The sequence below is a fragment of the Rhizobium leguminosarum bv. viciae genome, from assembly GCF_012276115.1.
GTDB lineage: Bacteria > Pseudomonadota > Alphaproteobacteria > Rhizobiales > Rhizobiaceae > Rhizobium > Rhizobium leguminosarum_T.
Map to the genome: position 1 here is coordinate 66,954 of NZ_WIEU01000018.1, position 15,417 is coordinate 82,370.

The 15,417-nt window shown below is 61.5% G+C and carries 18 protein-coding genes; 11 read left to right on the top strand and 7 right to left on the bottom strand.

Features of this window, described 5'->3' with window-relative positions; translation table 11 throughout:
- Positions 1 to 5: 5 nt before the first annotated feature.
- The 6 genes from GFM02_RS25945 (at position 6) to deoA (ending at position 5,473) form a co-directional block, all read left to right on the top strand.
- Positions 6 to 1,109, top strand: coding sequence for an ABC transporter permease (locus GFM02_RS25945; protein ID WP_168323199.1), 1,104 nt, complete (start codon positions 6 to 8; stop codon positions 1,107 to 1,109).
- 10 nt (positions 1,110 to 1,119) lie between these two features.
- A complete protein-coding gene (locus tag GFM02_RS25950) occupies positions 1,120 to 2,091 on the top strand; it encodes an ABC transporter permease (protein ID WP_020052401.1) in 972 nt (323 codons plus the stop codon).
- A 1-nt stretch (position 2,092) separates the two neighbouring features.
- On the top strand, positions 2,093 to 2,482 hold the full coding sequence (locus GFM02_RS25955) for a cytidine deaminase (protein ID WP_003544464.1): 390 nt from the start codon (positions 2,093 to 2,095) through the stop codon (positions 2,480 to 2,482).
- Positions 2,479 to 3,279 carry a purine-nucleoside phosphorylase gene (locus tag GFM02_RS25960; protein WP_168323200.1) on the top strand — a complete coding sequence of 267 codons (801 nt, stop codon included), beginning with the start codon at positions 2,479 to 2,481 and terminating at the stop codon, positions 3,277 to 3,279. The genes GFM02_RS25955 and GFM02_RS25960 overlap by 4 nt, the downstream gene beginning before the upstream one ends.
- Positions 3,280 to 3,387: 108 nt before the next feature.
- Entirely contained in the window at positions 3,388 to 4,164 is a 777-nt protein-coding gene (gene deoC, locus GFM02_RS25965; RefSeq protein WP_168323201.1) for a deoxyribose-phosphate aldolase, read from the top strand.
- Between the two features lies 1 nt (position 4,165).
- A complete protein-coding gene (gene deoA / locus GFM02_RS25970; protein ID WP_168323202.1) occupies positions 4,166 to 5,473 on the top strand; it encodes a thymidine phosphorylase in 1,308 nt (435 codons plus the stop codon).
- Between the two features lie 6 nt (positions 5,474 to 5,479).
- Here the strand turns inward: deoA and GFM02_RS25975 are convergent, their stop codons facing one another.
- From GFM02_RS25975 to GFM02_RS26005, 7 genes are all read right to left on the bottom strand, one after another.
- Complete coding sequence (locus tag GFM02_RS25975) at positions 5,480 to 6,049, bottom strand: TIGR02281 family clan AA aspartic protease (protein WP_168323203.1); 570 nt, start codon at positions 6,047 to 6,049, stop codon at positions 5,480 to 5,482.
- 125 nt (positions 6,050 to 6,174) lie between these two features.
- Positions 6,175 to 6,804 carry a uracil phosphoribosyltransferase gene (gene upp, locus GFM02_RS25980; RefSeq protein WP_003544477.1) on the bottom strand — a complete coding sequence of 210 codons (630 nt, stop codon included), beginning with the start codon at positions 6,802 to 6,804 and terminating at the stop codon, positions 6,175 to 6,177.
- A gap of 105 nt (positions 6,805 to 6,909) precedes the next feature.
- Positions 6,910 to 7,878, bottom strand: a complete 969-nt coding sequence (locus tag GFM02_RS25985) for an adenosine deaminase (protein WP_168323204.1) — start codon at positions 7,876 to 7,878, stop codon at positions 6,910 to 6,912.
- Positions 7,875 to 9,095 (bottom strand): phosphopentomutase, encoded by a 1,221-nt coding sequence (locus tag GFM02_RS25990; protein ID WP_168323205.1) that lies wholly within the window; start codon positions 9,093 to 9,095, stop codon positions 7,875 to 7,877. Before GFM02_RS25990 ends, GFM02_RS25985 begins: the two co-directional genes overlap by 4 nt.
- 206 nt (positions 9,096 to 9,301) lie before the next feature.
- On the bottom strand, positions 9,302 to 9,883 hold the full coding sequence (locus tag GFM02_RS25995) for a TadE/TadG family type IV pilus assembly protein (protein ID WP_168323206.1): 582 nt from the start codon (positions 9,881 to 9,883) through the stop codon (positions 9,302 to 9,304).
- On the bottom strand, positions 9,883 to 10,518 hold the full coding sequence (locus GFM02_RS26000; RefSeq protein WP_168323207.1) for a TadE/TadG family type IV pilus assembly protein: 636 nt from the start codon (positions 10,516 to 10,518) through the stop codon (positions 9,883 to 9,885). Before GFM02_RS26000 ends, GFM02_RS25995 begins: the two co-directional genes overlap by 1 nt.
- A 118-nt stretch (positions 10,519 to 10,636) precedes the next feature.
- Entirely contained in the window at positions 10,637 to 11,047 is a 411-nt protein-coding gene (locus GFM02_RS26005; protein WP_020052411.1) for a pilus assembly protein N-terminal domain-containing protein, read from the bottom strand.
- Positions 11,048 to 11,427: 380 nt separating this feature from the next.
- Here GFM02_RS26005 and GFM02_RS26010 point away from each other — a divergent pair, with 380 nt between their 5' ends.
- The 5 genes from GFM02_RS26010 (at position 11,428) to GFM02_RS26030 (ending at position 15,407) form a co-directional block, all read left to right on the top strand.
- Positions 11,428 to 11,616, top strand: a complete 189-nt coding sequence (locus tag GFM02_RS26010; protein WP_077977203.1) for a Flp family type IVb pilin — start codon at positions 11,428 to 11,430, stop codon at positions 11,614 to 11,616.
- An 89-nt stretch (positions 11,617 to 11,705) separates the two neighbouring features.
- Positions 11,706 to 12,218 carry an A24 family peptidase gene (locus GFM02_RS26015; protein WP_168323208.1) on the top strand — a complete coding sequence of 171 codons (513 nt, stop codon included), beginning with the start codon at positions 11,706 to 11,708 and terminating at the stop codon, positions 12,216 to 12,218.
- Between the two features lie 110 nt (positions 12,219 to 12,328).
- Positions 12,329 to 13,144, top strand: a complete 816-nt coding sequence (cpaB, locus tag GFM02_RS26020) for a Flp pilus assembly protein CpaB (RefSeq protein ID WP_168323209.1) — start codon at positions 12,329 to 12,331, stop codon at positions 13,142 to 13,144.
- A gap of 11 nt (positions 13,145 to 13,155) precedes the next feature.
- A complete protein-coding gene (locus tag GFM02_RS26025; RefSeq protein WP_168323210.1) occupies positions 13,156 to 14,655 on the top strand; it encodes a type II and III secretion system protein family protein in 1,500 nt (499 codons plus the stop codon).
- The gene (locus tag GFM02_RS26030; RefSeq protein ID WP_168323211.1) at positions 14,652 to 15,407 is read left to right on the top strand and encodes a CpaD family pilus assembly protein; all 756 of its coding nucleotides are present in this window, start codon (positions 14,652 to 14,654) and stop codon (positions 15,405 to 15,407) included. Before GFM02_RS26025 ends, GFM02_RS26030 begins: the two co-directional genes overlap by 4 nt.
- Positions 15,408 to 15,417: the final 10 nt, after the last annotated feature.

The following is a 15,417-nucleotide window of genomic DNA, read 5'->3' on the forward strand; positions in this document are numbered from 1 at the left end:
CCTTTATGAGCACTGCTTCCGTTCCGTTACCAAACTGGATCAACTACGGCCTCATCCCGCTTTTGAACCTCACCGTCGCCTTCCTGATCTCCGGCTTCGTCGTCTGGCTGATCGGCGAGAGCCCGCTCGATGCGCTGTCGCTGCTGATCCAAGGCGCGCTCGGCAATGGCGAAGGCATCGGCTTCACGCTCTATTACGCGACGAGCTTCATCTTCACCGGCCTTTCCGTCGCGGTGGCGATCCATGCCGGACTTTTCAACATCGGTTCCGAAGGCCAGGCCTATCTCGGCGGCCTCGGCTGCGCACTGGTGGCGCTGGCGCTCGATCGTTACGTGCCATGGTATGTGACGATGCCGATCGCGGTCGTCGGCGCTGGCCTGTTCGGTGCGGCCTGGGCCCTCATTCCGGCCTTCCTGCAGGCAAAGCGCGGCAGCCACATCGTCATCACGACGATCATGTTCAACTATATCGGCGCAGCACTGATGGTGTATCTCCTGGTGCATGTGCTGATCGTACCGGGCAAGATGGCTCCAGAGACTCGCACCTTCCTCGAAGGCGGCCAATTGCCAAAGCTCGGTTGGGTTATGCAGCTGTTCGGCGCCAAGCTGGGGGCTGCCCCGTTCAACGTCTCCTTCATCATTGCGCTCGTCGTCAGCTACCTCGTTTGGTTGCTCGTCTGGCGCACCAAGCTCGGTTTCGAGATGCGCACGCTGGGCGTCAGCCCGACGGCGGCCGCCTATGCCGGCATCCCCTATGCCCGCACCGTGATCATCGCCATGCTGCTCTCCGGCGCGCTTGCCGGCATGATGGCGCTGAACCCCGTCATGGGCTCGTCGGCCCGTCTGCAGGTGGAATTCGTCGGTGGTGCCGGCTTCGTCGGCATCGCCGTCTCGCTGATGGGCCGCAACCATCCGCTCGGCATCATCGTGGCCGCGATCCTCTTCGGTATCCTCTATCAGGGAGGCGACTGGGTCTCCTTCGAAATGCCGAATATCACCCGCGAGATGATCCTCGTCATCCAGGGTCTGGTGATCCTCTTTGCCGGCGCGCTGGAATATATGTTCCGGCCGGCGATGGTGCGCCTCTATCAGCAGTTCAAGCGCGGTTAAGGAGCGGGCGATGGATTATTATGACATCTTCATCAGCGTTCTGAGCTCGACCATCCGCCTGTCGATCCCACTGATCTTCACCGCCCTCGCCGGTCTGTTTTCGGAACGCGCCGGCATCTTCGATATCGGCCTCGAGGGTAAGATGCTGGGCTCGGCCTTTGCCGCCGCCTGCGTTGCCTATCTCACCGATTCGGCCTGGCTCGGGCTCGGTGCCGGCATCCTCTGCTCGGTGGCGCTGAGCCTGGTGCACGGCTTTGCCTCGATCACCAACCGAGGCAACCAGATTGTGTCAGGCGTGGCGATCAACTTCTTCATTGCAGGCATCACCATCGTGCTCGGTCAGGCCTGGTTCGGCCAGGGCGGGCGCACGCCGCAACTGGTGCCGGATTCGCGCTTTGCGCCGATCATCCTGCCGGGCGCCGATGCCGCCCGCGACATTCCGATCGTCGGCCCGCTTTATGCCAATGTCATATCCGGCAATAATATCCTCACCTACCTCGCCTTCCTCGCCGTGCCGTTTTCCTGGTGGGTGCTTTACCGCACACGTTTCGGCCTGCGGCTGCGCGCCGTCGGCGAAAATCCGGGCGCGGTCGATACGGCCGGTATTTCCGTTGCCTGGCTGCGCTACCGCGCCGTCATGTGTGCCGGCATTCTCTGCGGCTTTGCCGGCACTTATCTCGCCATCGCCCAGTCCGCCGCCTTCATCAAGGACATGTCGGCCGGCAAGGGCTACATCGCGCTCGCCGCTCTCGTCTTTGCCAAGTGGAAGCCGGTGCCAGTCATGTTTGCCTGCCTGCTCTTCGGCTTTCTCGATGCGCTGGCAAATTTCATGCAGGGAAAGCAGGTGCCGCTGATCGGCGAAGTGCCGGTTCAGGTCTTCCAGGCGCTGCCCTATGTCCTCACCTGCGTCCTGCTTGCCGGCTTCATCGGCGTCGCGACCCCGCCGAAAGCCGGCGGTGTGCCCTATACGAAGGAGCGTTGATATGTCTCACGATCTGTTCGAAGCCGCCCGTGGCGCTATGGCCTTTGCCCATGCGCCCTATTCGAAATTCCCGGTTGGCGCGGCGATCCGCGCCGAGGACGGCAAGGTCTATACCGGCGCCAACATCGAAAACCTCTCCTTTCCGCAAGGCTGGTGCGCCGAGCCGACGGCGATCGGCGCCATGATCATGGGCGGCGCCAAGAAGATCGTCGAAATGGCGGTCATTGCCGAAAAACTGCCGCTCTGCCCGCCCTGCGGCGGCTGCCGGCAGAAGATCTCCGAATTTGCCTCCAAGGAGACGAAGATCTACCTCTGCGATGAGGCGGGCGTGAAGAAGACCATGACGATGGAAGAGCTTCTTCCCTTCAGTTTCGAGACCGAACTCGGATGAAGGCGACCGTCAACCTGCTTGCCGCGTTGCTCGGCGGCATCAAGCCGCGCCACGGTATCGTGCTCGGCTCCGGTCTCGGCTCTCTCGTCGGTGCGCTGGACGGCGCCGTGCGTGTTCCCTATCGCGACCTGCCGGGCTTTCCCGTCAGTGCCGTCTCCGGCCATGCAGGCGAAGTCGTCGCCGGCCGTCTCGGCGGCGTGCCTGTCGTCATGCTCTCCGGCCGCGTGCATTATTACGAGAGGGGCGATGCCAACGCCATGCGCCTGCCGATCGAGGTGCTGAAGGCGCTCGGCGTCGAAGCGCTGATCCTGACCAATTCGGCCGGATCGTTGCGTGACGACATGCCGCCCGGTTCGGTGATGCAGATCACCGATCACATCAACTATTCCGGCATGAACCCGCTGATCGGCGAGGAAAGCGATCACCGTTTCGTCGGCATGACCAATGCCTATGACGCGGGCCTTGCCGCGGCGATGCAGCGGGCAGCGGCAAAGCTTAAAATCGAGCTGGCGCAAGGTGTCTATATGTGGTTCTCCGGCCCGAGCTTCGAAACGCCGGCCGAAATCCGCATGGCGCGCATCCTGGGCGCCGATGCCGTCGGCATGTCGACGGTGCCCGAGGTCATCATCGCAAGAATGCTGGGCCTGAGGGTTGCAGCCGCCTCCGTTATCACCAACTATGGGGCAGGCATGACCGGCAATGAGCTCAGCCATGAAGAAACCAAGGACATGGCGCCCATTGGCGGCGCCCGTCTCGCCGCCATTTTGAAAGACATGATTGCGGCTGGATCAGGATGATTTTAGGCCGGGTCGGCCTAAAATCTGAATCCTGTTCTAAATAGATAATTAGAACATGGTGCCGAAACCGCGCGCACTTTGCGGCTTCATGCTCTAGAGGATGCGAAGATGAATAGCCATTCCAACCGGGAGACGGCGGCTGTCGCCCTTTCTCTTCTCGATCTCACGAATTTGAAGGATGATTGCACCGAGGCGCAGATCGACGCGCTCTGCGCCCGGGCGCAGACGCCCTACGGCACCAGCGCTGCGATCTGCATCTGGCCGCGGTTCGTCGCTCAGGCCCGCAATATCCTCGGCACCGGGCACGCCGTGCGGATCGCGACCGTCGTCAACCTCCCCTCCGGCGATATGGAAGTAGCCGATGTCGCCGCTGAAGCACGCGAGGCGATTGCCGATGGCGCCGATGAGATCGATCTGGTCATCCCCTACCGCAAGCTGCTCGCCGGCAACGAGAAGGCGGTGACCGACATGGTCAAGGCCGTGCGCGTCGAATGCGCCGGCCCCGTCCTGTTGAAGGTCATTATCGAGACTGGCGAACTGAAGGATGCCGCACTGATCCGCCGTGCCTCCGAACTCGCCATCGAAGCCGGCGCCGATTTCATCAAGACCTCCACCGGCAAGGTCGCCGTCAATGCGACGCTCGAAGCCGCCGACATCATGATCCGCGCCATTCGTGAAAGTGGACGCAAGGTCGGCTTCAAGCCATTAGGCGGCATCGGCTCGGTGGCCGATGCCGCGCTCTATCTGAGCCTTGCCGAAACCATCATGACACCGGACTGGGCGATGCCGTCGACGTTCCGCTTCGGCGCTTCCGACCTGCTCGACGATATCCTGGCGGTTCTGAGCGGAACACAGTCGGCACCGGCTACGGCGTCGGGCTACTGAAATGATTCCGCAGGAGATCATCCGGCGTAAGCGCGATGGTGACGAGCTCGACGCCGCCGAAATCAGCTCCTTCGTCGCGGCACTCGCCGCCGGTCAGTTGTCGGAAGGTCAGATCGGCGCATTCGCCATGGCCGTCTGGTTCAAGGGCATGTCGCGAACCGAAATCGTGGCCCTGACGCTGGCGATGGCCGACTCCGGCGACAGGCTGCAATGGGACGATATCGACCGCCCGATCGCCGACAAGCATTCGACCGGCGGCGTCGGCGACAATGTATCTCTGATGCTGGCGCCGATCGCCGCCGCCTGCGGCCTCGCCGTTCCGATGATCTCCGGGCGCGGCCTCGGCCATACCGGCGGCACGCTGGATAAGCTCGAATCCATTCCCGGCTATATGATCACCCCGGACGCGGACCTGTTCCACAAGGTCGTGAAGGAGGCGGGATGCGCCATCATCGGCCAGACCGGGACTTTGGCGCCTGCCGATGGCAGGCTCTATGCCGTGCGCGACGTGACCGCCACCGTCGATTCCATTCCCCTCATCACTGCCTCTATCCTCTCGAAGAAACTTGCGGCGGGGCTCGAGACGCTGGTGCTCGACGTCAAGGTCGGCAACGGCGCCTTCATGGCCGATCGCGGCCAGGCGGAGATCCTGGCGCAGTCACTGGTCGAGGTGGCCAATGGCGCAGGCGTGAAGACCTCGGCCCTGATCACCGACATGAACCAGCCGCTCGCCGATAGTGCCGGCAATGCCGTCGAAATGCGCAACTGCCTGGATTTCCTGGCAGGCAGAAAGGCCGACACGCGGCTTGAGACCGTCGTTCTTGCTTTCGCCGCCGAGATGCTGGTGAAATCCGGTATCGCCGCCTCGTCTGATGAAGCCGAGAGGATGGCGCGGCAAGCCCTGTCATCGGGAAAGGCGGCCGAGGTCTTCGCGCGCATGGTGTCCATGCTCGGCGGCCCGGCCGATCTCATCGAAAACCCCGACCGACACCTGGCCAGGGCGCCGGTCGCAAAGCCTGTTCGGGCCGCCCGATCCGGCTGGCTAGCCGCCTGCAATGCGCGCGGTATCGGCGTCAGTGTCATCGATCTTGGCGGCGGAAGACGCCACCCCGCGGACCGGATCGATCATCGCGTCGGGTTCTCCGAACTCCTGCCGCTCGGCACCCGCGTCAATGCCGGCGAACCGATCGCGCTGGTTCATGCCGCCGACGAAGCCGCGGCGGAAAGGGCAGCTGCGGCACTTGCCGCGCACTATCGCATCACCGAGGACAAGCCGGAGCTGACACCGGTGATTGCCGGCCTGATCTGACGCGGTTTACTGCTTGAGGCTGAGCGAACCGTCGGCGACGGAATAGGAGGCGAGCTTCTGCAAAAAGCTCATGCCGACCAGCGTCGTCGTCAGCGCATCGTCCTTCAGGACGAAGGCTTCGACCTCACGCACGCGAATACCGCCGATCTCGACCCGGTCGAGCGTCACATGCGCGGCCTTCGTCCGGCCGTTCGCGGTGTTCACCCCATAGCGGAAATCGAGCTGGTTGGCGGTGAAGCCCAGCCGGCGGGCGAGCGTCTCGTTGAGCGCCACATAGGTGGCGCCGGTATCGATCAGGCCCTGCACCGGCTTGCCGTTGATCTTGAAGCTGCCGGTATAATGGCCCTGCGCATCGGCCTGAAGGCGGATCGCATTGCTGCCGTAGACGGGCTCCGGTGCGACCGGCTGCTCGGTTTCGGTCGATACGTAATTGGCGGAGAGAGCGTCAGCGGGCTGCTGGCTGGTGCTTCCGAAGAAGGAAGGCACCTGTGTGGCGAGCACTGCGGCGATGCTGGCGAATAGGACGGTACGCACGAGCATGAAACAGAAATCCTTCCTGTATAAACCCGGCTTCATGCAGGGCCTCATGCTCCAAGCTTGTTAAACCTCAAGTGCTGATAAGTTGCTAAGATCGACGCCAAAAGGCCGGGAATGAACCCCCGGGCCGTAAAGTCCTTCGATTTGGTAAAGGAATGCTGAAATTACTTGGTGCCGTACATACGGTCGCCGGCATCGCCGAGGCCGGGCATGATGTAGCCCTTCTCGTTGAGATGACTGTCGATCGATGCGGTGAAGACGGGAACATCGGGATGCGCGGCGCGGAAGTTGCGGATGCCTTCCGGCGCGGCAAGCAGGCAGAGGAAGCGGATATTGTGGGCGCCGCGCTCCTTGAGCTTGTCGATCGCCGCGATCGAGGAATTGCCGGTCGCAAGCATCGGGTCGACGACGATGATCAGCCGCTCGGCTACGTCCTCCGGCGCCTTGAAGTAATATTCGACCGGCTGCAGCGTCTCGTGGTCGCGGTAGACGCCGATATGCGAGACGCGGGCGGACGGCACGAGATCGAGCATGCCTTCGAGCAGCCCGTTGCCGGCGCGCAGGATCGAGGCGAAGACCAGCTTCTTGCCCTCGAGGATCGGCGATTCCATCGTTTGCAGCGGCGTCTCGATCGTTTCCATCGTCAGTTCGAGATCGCGGGTCACTTCGTAGCAGAGCAGCGTCGAGATTTCGCGCAGCAAACGCCGGAAACTTCCCGTCGATGTCTCCTTGCGCCGCATGATGGTGAGCTTGTGCTGCACAAGCGGATGATCGATGACCGTGACGCCGTCCATGGGGAAGCCTTTCATTCTTTCTATCGAATGTTTCTTTCACGGAAATTGGCCCGACCGCAAGAGTGGCGGCCAATTTGCGTCGATCTTCCCCAGTCTCTGGGGTCTTTAAAGCCGGGCGAGCAAGTCCTTGCGCGTCTGCTCGTCGACGAAGGCCGCTTCGATCGCCGTGCGCGTCATCGCATCGATCTCGGCGTCGCTGAAGCCGAAAGCTCCGGCGGCAAGTTCATATTCCCGCTTCAGTGAAGTATAGAAGAATGGCGGATCGTCCGAGCTGATCGTCACCCGCACGCCCGCTTCCTTCAGTCGCCGCAGCGGATGGGACGCGAAATCGGGAAACACCCCGAGCGCGATATTGGAGCCCGGGCAGATCTCGAGCACGGTGCCGAGGTCGGCAAGCCGCTTCACTAGGTCGAGATCCTCGATGGCGCGCACGCCGTGGCCGATGCGCGAGGGGCGCACCGCATCGAGCGCGTCGGCGACACTGAAGGCGCCGCAGACCTCGCCGGCATGGATGGTGAGCCCGAGGCCGGCATCGCGGGCGATATCGAAGGCGCGGGCATAGTCGGCCACACGGCCCATGCGCTCTTCGCCGGCAAGGTTGAAGCCGGTAATCAAAGGATTGTCCGCCTTTGCTGCATATTCGGCAGCACCGATTACGCTTTCCGGACCGAAATGCCGCTCGCCGGTGACGATCAGCCGGGCCTCGATGCCGCTCTTTTCCCTGGCCCGCCGGATGCCTTCGCAGATACCGGATATATAAGCATCGGCGCCCAGCCCGATGCGCTTGCCGTGGTCGGGCGAAACGATGAGCTCGCTGTAGATCGTATCGATGCCGGCGAGTTCGTCGAGATAGGTTTCGGTCAGAAGCGCATAATCCTCCTCGGTTCTGTAGACCTCGGAAACCTTGTCGTAACATTCGAGGAAGCTTGCGAAATCATGCCAGACATAGGCGCCGTCGCGAAGCTCAGCGCTGATGTCGACGCCATATTTCCGTGCCTGCGCCGCGGTCAGAGCTGGCGGTGCCGCACCCTCCAGATGGCAGTGCAGTTCGACCTTCTTCAAATGCGATGTCACAGAAAACTCCTTCCGTGCGGTCCGGCCGGGATGCCGAGATGCCGTGCGATGCTCTCGCCGATATCGGCATAGCTGCGTCGCACGCCGATCGAACGCGACCGGATGCCGGGGCCATAAGCGATGACAGGCACGCGTTCGCGCGTATGGTCCGTGCCGCGCCAGGTCGGATCGCAGCCATGATCGGCGGTGAGCACGACGAGATCGCCGGGCTTCAGTTTCTTGTGGACTTCGGGCAAGCGCGCATCGAAGGCTTCGAGTGCCGCGGCATAACCCGGCACGTCGCGGCGATGACCGTAGATCATGTCGAAATCGACGAAATTGGTGAAAACGAGATCGCCGTCCTCAGCCGCGTCGATCGCCGAGAGCGACGCATCCATCAGCGCCTCGTTGCCATTCGCCTTGATGACCCTGGAAATGCCCTGATGTGCGAAGATGTCGCCGATCTTTCCCACAGCATGCACATGCCGGCCATGCTCGATCAGCCGATCGAGCAGCGTCGGCTCCGGCGGCAGGACGGAGAAGTCGCGCCGGTTTCCGGTGCGCTGGAAAGTAGAGGCCGACTGGCCGATGAAAGGCCGGGCGATGACGCGGCCGATATTGTAGGGATCGAGCAGCCCCCGGGCTAGACGGCAGAAGGCGAGCAGACGATCGAGGCCGAAATGCACCTCGTGCGCCGCGACCTGGAAGACCGAATCCGAGGAGGTATAGCAGATCGGCTTGCCGGTGCGGATATGTTCCTCGCCGAGCCGGGCGATGATCTCCGTTCCCGAGGCATGGCAGTTGCCGAGGATGCCGGGCACGTCAGCCTCCCTGCACAGCGCCTCGATGAATTCCTGAGGAAAGGCGTCTCCCTCCGTTGGGAAGTAACCCCAATCGAAACTGACAGGTGTTCCCGCGATCTCCCAATGGCCCGACGGCGTATCCTTGCCGCGGGAAACTTCGGTGGCGGCGCCATAAATGCCGTAGACCTTCTCCGGGAGAGGCATGCCGGCCGGAAACCTGCCGGAGGCGGATCGCGCGATATGCATCAGCCCGAGTTCCGACATGTTGGGCAGGGAAAGCGGCCCTTGGCGCAATCCGGCGCGGTCTGCGGCTCCGGCTGCGCAGAACTCGGCGATATGGCCAAGCGTATCGGCGCCCTCGTCACCATAAGCCGCCGCATCCGGCGCTCCGCCGACGCCCAAGGAATCCAGAACGAAAAGAAAGGCACGCGCCATTTTACACCTGAAAGAACCGATCGCCGACCTCCGGATCTCGGAGATGGCTCGGGCCCAGCCATATAATGCTGTGGCCGGCTTGGCAAATTACAGCGCCGCGCGTCTTTCAGACGCGCAAAGGACGCTGTAACACTTTGAATTGCTGCACGACTCCTAAATCGATTTCGATTTGCGAGTTATGCAGCAGAGAAGAGCAGGAAGGGCCGTCAGCAGTCGCCGCAGGGGATCGAGTCGCCTTGCCGCTGGCGGTAGAAATAATTGCGGCTGATGGTGATCGTGCGCATGCCGTCCGGCATGAAGTTCGGCGCGAACAGGAACATCGTATAGGGGATGCTGACCTCGGTACGAACAAGGAAGCTGTTCGCCGTCTTCATGTCGGTCGGCACGTCGCTCACCGCGGTGTTCTTGGCATAGGGCACCGTCCCGTCTTGCGCCCAGGACCAGAGCACTTTCGCATTGGCGCCGGCGTCGATGCTAATCCCGGTGATCTTCATCGTCAGCGACGTCGTGTTGTAGGGCAGGAAGATTGCGTTTGCGACCGATGGCATTTGCGCAAGCGCACTCTTGGTGACGGATTGCTGCTGGGTGATGAGGTCCGCCACCGTTCCTGCGGCGCGTGTCACCCGCTTGCTGACGCTGAGGCCGACCGTAATCTCGAAAGCGCCGATATAGAGCATGACGAGCACGGGAAAGAGGATCGCGAATTCGATCGCTCCGGCGCCCTTGCGGTCGCGGGCCAGCCGCCGCACCGTCAGGACCAATCTGGTGAACGGGTTGCGCAACGCCATTATGGATACTGCTCGTTCTGGAAAGCCGCGGTCCCGACGATCAGATATTGCCTCGGCATCGAGGCGTCGGTGGGACGTATGGTGGTGATGTAAGGCCGGACCAGGTCCGCGGTGATTTCCCAGCGATAATAAGCGCGCAGCATGTTGATCGTGCCGGCGCCGCCCGGCGCATATTTGAAGGCAGCCGTGTTGATGTCGGCATATTTGTCGGTGGAAACCTTGGGGATCGTCGTCGGAATGGCCGAGAAGGTGCTGAACGTCTGCACATCCAGGTAGAGCTTGCTCGGTGTGGCGACTTCGGTCGCCGAGCAGCGGATCAGGATCGAGATCTCATCGCAGAAAGCCTGGCGGAATTGCGCCTGGTTCATATCGGTCGTACGGCCGAGATTATAGGTGATCTGCCCGGTTCGCATCCGGCGGCTCATCGTATCAACGCCGTTGGAGACGAGTTCCTCTGCGGCGAAGGCGACGAAAGTTTCGAGGATTGCGAAAATCACCAGGAAATAGGGAATGGCGAGCAGGGCGAATTCGATCGCCGCAGCACCCTCGCGTGAGCGGGCGAGAGCGCGAAACCGTAAGAAACGGAACGGCGCAAAAGCGCGCCCCTTATCCGTCTTCTGATCAATTACCGTCATTAGCCTGGACCCGAGCGATATTTTCCAGTCGCCAGCCTAAGGTCCGTTCGTTGATTTTCCGTTTCAACCTGACACGACGATTTTAACGAATGGTCGAGAAAGCTGAAGGTAAAGCCACTTAGGGCGAGGTTGCCCCGGTGGCCGCCTGCTGCGCATGCTGCTCGCAGTTCGGCGTGCAGGATAGCACGGAGCGCTGGGTCTGCCGGTAGACGCGCACCGTATTGCCCTCGTCGATCGACACCAGGATGCGTTCGTCGAGGATCGCGTTGCCGTCGGCATCGAGGAGGACCAGATTGGTGGTGCCGAAGCTGCGTCCCGTGAGCACGATGGTCTTGGCGTCGGCCACGGTCGCATCGGCAACTGCGGCATTGCCGACAATCACCTTGCTGACAGGACGATCGAGCTTCAGCACGCGCGCGTGATCCATGTAGACGCGCAGCATGTCATCGTCTGCGGCCGCGGATACTCCCGAAATACCGAAAACGGCGATCATGCCGGCAAAGAAAATGGTTTTGCCGCTCGATGACATTGGGTCCTCTTTCACGATCACAGCGCAATATCTGCATAGAATGGAAAAAATTGGTGAACGAAGCCTTAAGCCTACCACTCTGTTCCGGGATGAAGCGTAATGATCCGATTTGGTACGGCTTTAAGACGGCGCACGCCCCGGTTGGAAGCAGAATATGTGCTATTTCCGGATGAATACAGCGGTTATTCCAGGAATATCGTTAAATATTGAGCGAAGTGCGTAAGAAAATACTGACTCTACAGGGGCATGTTGTCTCGTTCACATGTCGTTAACTCTTTTCCTTAAGCCGATGGAAACGGCCATTCGCTAGGTTGCAGTCATCCGATCAACGGCAAACAGTTGGCGGACGTGCTGAACATCAACTGGAGTTAGGAGTAACCATGACCAAGCTTTTTAGCCGTTTTCTGAAGGATGAATCCGGCGCGACCGCAATCGAATACGGCCTGATCGCCGCCCTCATTTCCGTAGCCCTCGTGGCTGGTGCCACCACGCTCGGCACTAAGCTCAACGACACGTTCGTTGGACTCGGTACGAAGCTGACCAACGCTACGACGAAGACCACTCCTTAATAACTGGAGCGTAGCTCTGGTTTAGAACGATCAGGCTCACGAGCGAACCGCCGTGAGCCTATTTGTCTTGAATTTGGGCAGGTGAGAAGATGATCGTAGCCGCAATCCTTCTGATTTTTCCGCTCTGCCTTGCTTTTGCGGCCATATCCGATCTGTTGACGATGACGATCCCGAACAGGGTATCGTTGATCATGGTGATTTCATTCGCCGTGTTGGCGCCATTGAGTGGAGTGGCTCTTCCGGCAATCGGAATGCATGCGCTGGGCGCCGCCATCGTGTTCGGCATTTGCTTTGCCCTGTTTGCGCTCAATGTGATGGGCGGTGGAGATGCGAAACTTTTGAGCGCGGCCGCGCTCTGGTTCGGTTGCGAGCCTGCTCTGCTGACTTTTCTGGCCTATATCAGTGCCATCGGCGGCTTGGTCACGTTGGCGATCCTGTTGATCCGGTCACAGTCAAATACGATATTGGCCATCGGCCTTCCCATCCCCAATTCGCTGCTGCTTGCCAAGAAGGTTCCTTACGGCATCGCGATCGCGATCGGCGGCTTCATGGCCTTTCCCTCCTCGCCGCTCTTCATCGCCGCGCTGGAAAGCCTGAAATAACGGCATTTTAAATGCCCGTTAACTTAAAATGTAAGCATTCCATTAACCATAATTATACCAATTGCTGAGCATTCTACAGGGCGAACATATCGTGCCCTGAGGAATGATCGATGAAACCGGCCCGCCTTATAATTCTAGCTGTCGCCGTGGTGGCAGCCGGCCTTGCCGGTCTCCTGGCAATGCAAATGGCGGGCAGTGGCGGTGTCGTTACCCAGGTCCGCTCGGTCATCGAGAAGGAACCGACCGTCAACATCCTCGTCTCGAGCGCCAATCTGTCGGTCGGCGCAAGACTGGACGACAAGTCGGTGCACTGGATGGCCTGGCCGCAGGGCGGCGTCGTTCCCGGCCTCATCACCGAAGCCGACAAGCCGGATGCGATCAAGGATCTGCAGGGCGCCGTCGTGCGTCTGCCGATCTTCGAAGGTGAACCGATCCGGCCGGAAAAGATCGCCGATTCCAGCAGCCGCATCCTCTCCTCGCTATTGCCGGCCGGCAAGCGCGCCGTCGCGACCGAGATATCGGTGGCAACCGGTGCCGGCGGTTTCATCCTGCCGAATGATCGCGTCGACGTCATCATGGTCCGCAAGGGCACTGAGTCCGACAAGCTCATCACCGAAACCGTGCTGAGCAATGTCCGCGTCCTCGCCATCGACCAGCAGATCCAGGAAAAGGACGACGGCTCGAAATCGGTGGTCGGCACGACCGCGACGCTCGAGCTCACGCCCGATCAAACGAAGGTTCTTGCCGTCGCCCAGCAAATGGCAGACCGGCTGTCGCTCGCGCTGCGCTCGGTCGCCGATGCGCAGGAGCAGGATACCAGTGCCGCCGACTATCTGCTGAGCGGCGACAACGGCAGTGCGATCATCCAGGTCATCAAATCGGGCGCCATCGTCACGGACGCCGGCGCCGCGCCGAAGGCGGAGTAAAGGACGTGCAAATGGGCAATTCAACGCGGCGCGCCGGACCTCTCCTGACAGGCTGCCTTTCGCTGGCGGTCGGCGTCTCCGGTATAGTGCCGGCCTCTTTCGCCCCGCTTCTCGGCGCAGGCGAGGCGCGCGCCGATTCCGATAGCTTGGTCCGGATCTCGCAGACCGGCTCCAATGCCCATCGCCGGCTGAAGATCGGTCTCAACAAGGCCGTCGTCGTCGATCTGCCGGACGATGCGCATGATATCCTCGTCTCCGATCCGACCATGGCCGATGCCGTGACCCGCACCTCGCGGCGCATCTACCTGTTCGGCAAGAAGGTCGGCCAGACGAATATCTTCGTCTTCGGCGCCGGTGGACAGGAGATCGTCAATCTCGACATCGAGATCGAGCGCGACGTCTCCGGCCTCGAAGTCAATCTCCGCCGCTTCATTCCCGACTCCAACATCAACGTCGAAATCGTCTCCGACAACATCGTGCTGACCGGCACGGTGCGCACGCCACAGGATGCCACGCAGGCGGCCGATCTGGCGCAGGTTTTCCTGAAGGGCGGCGAGGCGACGACCAGAACCGAAACGGCATCCGGCACCGGCGGCGACAGCTCGGTGGCGCTCTTTGCCGAAGGTCGCCAGAGCTCGCAGGTCGTCAACCTCCTGCAGATCGAGGGCGAGGACCAGGTCACCCTCAAGGTGACGATCGCCGAGGTCCGCCGCGAGGTGCTGAAGCAACTCGGCTTCGACAATCTGGTTTCCAGCTCCTCCGGCATGACGGTCGCCCAGCTCGGCAGCCCAAGCGCCGACAGCGCGACGGCGACGGTCGGCGGCGGTCTGGCGGCGCTCTTCAAGAGCTCGATCGGCAAATACGACATCTCGACCTACCTCAACGCGCTGGAGCAGGCCAAGGTCGTCAAGACACTCGCCGAACCGACGCTGACGGCGATATCGGGTCAGGCCGCGACCTTCAATTCCGGTGGCCAGCAGCTCTATTCGACGACCGACAACGACGGCAACGTCACTGTCGTCCCGTTCAACTACGGTATCAACCTTGCCTTCAAACCGGTCGTACTGTCGTCGGGCCGCATCAGCCTGCAGATCAAGACCAATGTCTCCGAACCGGTAGCCGGCAGCGGCAATGCCACCTATCAGCGCCGTTCGGCGGAAACCTCGGTGGAACTGCCCTCGGGCGGCTCGATCGCGCTCGCCGGCCTGATCCGCGACAATGTTTCCCAGACGATGGGCGGCACACCCGGCGTTTCGAAGATCCCGCTGCTCGGTACGCTCTTCCGCCAGAAGGGGTTCGAGCGTCAGGAAACCGAACTCGTCATCATCGCAACGCCCTATCTGGTGCGCCCGGTGGCGCGCAATCAGCTCAACCGGCCGGACGACAATTTCAGCCCTGAGAATGACGGTGCGACCTTCTTCCTCAACCGTGTCAACAAGGTCTATGGCCGCCGCGAGGCGCCCGTCGCCGATGCGCAGTTCCACGGCTCGATCGGGTTCATCTACAAATGAGCGGGGCGCGAGCGGCAGCGATGGCAGAAAACAGAGATCAGGCGATGGCCCATATGAATGCGACGACACCTCGCCTCGGAATCTCGAAGGCGCTTTTTGCCACGGTTGCCATGTCGGCGGCGATACTTTCTGGATGCGCCGGCCCGCATGACCAACTGACGACCGGCGGCATTCCGGACGATTACCGCGCCCGCCACCCGATCATCGTCACAGAGGCGGAGCAGACGGTGGATATACCCGTCGCCTCCACCGATCGCCGCCTGACCATCGCCCAGCGCGACCTCATCCGCGGCTTTGCCGCAAACTACATCTCGCGCGCTTCAGGCCCGGTTTACGTGCTGTCGCCGCAAGGCTCACCCAATTCGGCCGCAGCCTATCAGTTGCGCAATCAGGTTCGTGCCGAGCTGACATCGAGAGGGATTGCAAGCTCGAAAATCGTCAACACCTCCTATGCCGCGATCGGTCCCGGCGATGCGGCGCCGATCCGGCTGAGCTTTACCGGCACCACCGCGGTCACCACGCAATGCGGTCAGTGGCCGAAGGACATCTCGAACGATTTGACCAATCAGAACTACTATAATTTCGGCTGCGCCTCGCAGAACAACCTCGCCGCCCAGATCGCCAATCCGGAGGATCTGGTGGCGCCCCGCGGCATGACCCCGATTGACGCGCAGCGGCGTAACAATGCCATCCAGGAATACCGGACGACAACGACGACGATCGAAGATGTCGGCAGCGACAGTAGCTTCTGAGGCGGAACGG

What these genes read in the sequence shown, in the direction of transcription:
- GFM02_RS25945 (WP_168323199.1), top strand. Translation starts at nt 6, where the DNA reads ATGAGCACTGCTTCCGTTCCGTTACCAAACTGGATCAACTACGGCCTC.
- GFM02_RS25950 (WP_020052401.1), top strand. Translation starts at nt 1,120, where the DNA reads ATGGATTATTATGACATCTTCATCAGCGTTCTGAGCTCGACCATCCGC.
- GFM02_RS25955 (WP_003544464.1), top strand. Translation starts at nt 2,093, where the DNA reads ATGTCTCACGATCTGTTCGAAGCCGCCCGTGGCGCTATGGCCTTTGCC.
- GFM02_RS25960 (WP_168323200.1), top strand. Translation starts at nt 2,479, where the DNA reads ATGAAGGCGACCGTCAACCTGCTTGCCGCGTTGCTCGGCGGCATCAAG.
- deoC (WP_168323201.1), top strand. Translation starts at nt 3,388, where the DNA reads ATGAATAGCCATTCCAACCGGGAGACGGCGGCTGTCGCCCTTTCTCTT.
- deoA (WP_168323202.1), top strand. Translation starts at nt 4,166, where the DNA reads ATGATTCCGCAGGAGATCATCCGGCGTAAGCGCGATGGTGACGAGCTC.
- GFM02_RS25975 (WP_168323203.1), bottom strand. Translation starts at nt 6,049, where the DNA reads ATGAAGCCGGGTTTATACAGGAAGGATTTCTGTTTCATGCTCGTGCGT.
- upp (WP_003544477.1), bottom strand. Translation starts at nt 6,804, where the DNA reads ATGGACGGCGTCACGGTCATCGATCATCCGCTTGTGCAGCACAAGCTC.
- GFM02_RS25990 (WP_168323205.1), bottom strand. Translation starts at nt 9,095, where the DNA reads ATGGCGCGTGCCTTTCTTTTCGTTCTGGATTCCTTGGGCGTCGGCGGA.
- GFM02_RS25995 (WP_168323206.1), bottom strand. Translation starts at nt 9,883, where the DNA reads ATGGCGTTGCGCAACCCGTTCACCAGATTGGTCCTGACGGTGCGGCGG.
- GFM02_RS26000 (WP_168323207.1), bottom strand. Translation starts at nt 10,518, where the DNA reads ATGACGGTAATTGATCAGAAGACGGATAAGGGGCGCGCTTTTGCGCCG.
- GFM02_RS26005 (WP_020052411.1), bottom strand. Translation starts at nt 11,047, where the DNA reads ATGTCATCGAGCGGCAAAACCATTTTCTTTGCCGGCATGATCGCCGTT.
- GFM02_RS26010 (WP_077977203.1), top strand. Translation starts at nt 11,428, where the DNA reads ATGACCAAGCTTTTTAGCCGTTTTCTGAAGGATGAATCCGGCGCGACC.
- GFM02_RS26015 (WP_168323208.1), top strand. Translation starts at nt 11,706, where the DNA reads ATGATCGTAGCCGCAATCCTTCTGATTTTTCCGCTCTGCCTTGCTTTT.
- cpaB (WP_168323209.1), top strand. Translation starts at nt 12,329, where the DNA reads ATGAAACCGGCCCGCCTTATAATTCTAGCTGTCGCCGTGGTGGCAGCC.
- GFM02_RS26025 (WP_168323210.1), top strand. Translation starts at nt 13,156, where the DNA reads ATGGGCAATTCAACGCGGCGCGCCGGACCTCTCCTGACAGGCTGCCTT.
- GFM02_RS26030 (WP_168323211.1), top strand. Translation starts at nt 14,652, where the DNA reads ATGAGCGGGGCGCGAGCGGCAGCGATGGCAGAAAACAGAGATCAGGCG.